Source organism: Hungatella sp. L36 (genome assembly GCF_014288035.1).
In genome coordinates this window covers 1-1,743 of the sequence record NZ_JACOPC010000048.1, presented here as the reverse complement: position 1 = coordinate 1,743, position 1,743 = coordinate 1, and the positions used below count along the sequence as shown (strand labels likewise).

General features: G+C 37.4%; 1 protein-coding gene. It reads left to right on the top strand.

The genetic code is table 11. The annotated features are described in order from the left end of the window. Nucleotides 1-1,585: transposase (locus H8S80_RS33825; RefSeq protein ID WP_243272881.1), on the top strand; the 1,585-nt coding region annotated here is incomplete at its 5' end. Nucleotides 1,586-1,743 lie beyond the last annotated feature (158 nt).

Here is a 1,743-nt window from a genome sequence, read left to right as displayed (position 1 = left end):
GCTACTAACTAACAACACCAATGGTAATTATACTATGCGTCAGCTGAAATTACCATTAGAAATCGAAAAATTGATCGATATTTCTGATCCGGTATATACTTTTTGTGAGGTTATGGATCACATTGACTTATCAAGATATTTTGTAGAGAAAGGCTACAAAACAGGTCGTCCAAGATGTGATGCTCAAAAACTCCTTAAAGTTATACTTTTTGCATTTATGGAAAACGGCATCTGTTCTTTACGAGAGATTGAAAAGCTCTGTCATAATGACATCCGCTACATGTATCTTCTCGATGGCATGAAAACACCTTCCTTTGCTACATTTGGGAACTTAATCCGAAATGAACTAACCGATTCTGTTGAACAGATATTTGCAGACATTAATTCATATATTTTTACCAGAGATCACGTGGATCTGCAGCACACATACATTGACGGAACAAAAATCGAAGCAAATGCAAATCGGTATACCTGGGTATGGAAAAAATCCTGTGTAAAAAATCGCCAAAAAGTTTTTGATAAGATTTCACTTTTGATTGATTCTATGAATCAGGAAATACTTGGATATCTCGGAATAAAATTTGAAAAACGAGAAGTTTACGCGATTGATTACGTCTCTGAATTACTTACGGTATACAAAGAAACAACCGGACTGGATGAAACTTCTTTTGTTTCCGGACGTGGTCATAGAAAAAGCATTCGGCAAAAGCAATACGAAGAACTGAATGAATATCTGGAACGTTTAAAGTCCTATGCATATCAAATCGAGACCTGTGGAGAGGAAAGAAACAGTTATTCGAAAACAGACCATGATGCAACTTTTATGCGTTTAAAACGTGATTACATGGGAAACGATCAGCTGCTTCCTGCCTACAACCTTCAGGCAGCCATCTGTGATGAATACATAGCCGTAATCGACGTAAAACCATATGCATCCGATATGGAATGCTTTGTGCCTTTGATGGAAAAATTCAATCGCACATATGGCCATTATCCGAAATATCCGGTTGCTGATGCCGGATATGGTTCTTACAATAATTATCTTTATTGCGAAGAACACGGCATGGAAAAATACATGAAATTTACCATGTACAAAAAAGAAACGACAGATAAAAAATACCATGAGAATCCGTATCGGGCTGTAAATTTTGCAAAAGATGCTGATGGAAATCTCTTATGCCCAAACGGTCGGAAATTTCTCTTCAAGAGAACACAGCATGTAAAATATAACAAATATGGGCGGACCGAAGAACTGTATGAATGTGAATCCTGCGAAGGATGTCCGTATAAACAAGAATGCTGTCCGAAAGCACAAAAGAACCGGACAATCCGAATGAATCAGGAATTAACCGCTATCCACCAGGAAGTGCTGCAAAATCTCGAATCCATACATGGTGCCCTCTTGAGAATGAACCGAAGTATTCAATCCGAGGGAACTTTTGGTGTATTAAAGTGGGATAAATCGTATAAAAGATTATTTCGGAGAGGCGAGAAAAATGTAATTCTCGAGCTCACACTGATTTCATGTGGATTCAATCTTTATAAATATCATAATAAAAAGCAACGACAGACGAAAGCTGCATAAAACTCAAGCGTGATTAGCTGAGCTTTATTAAATGCACCATTTTTTATACCCAAAGATGCAGACCTGTTCAAAAATAGAAAAAATTCATACAAAGAAACGCCAAAACCGACGTTTGCCGGAGTTGGCGTTTCTTAATTAGGGACTTATTTTACAGCTCC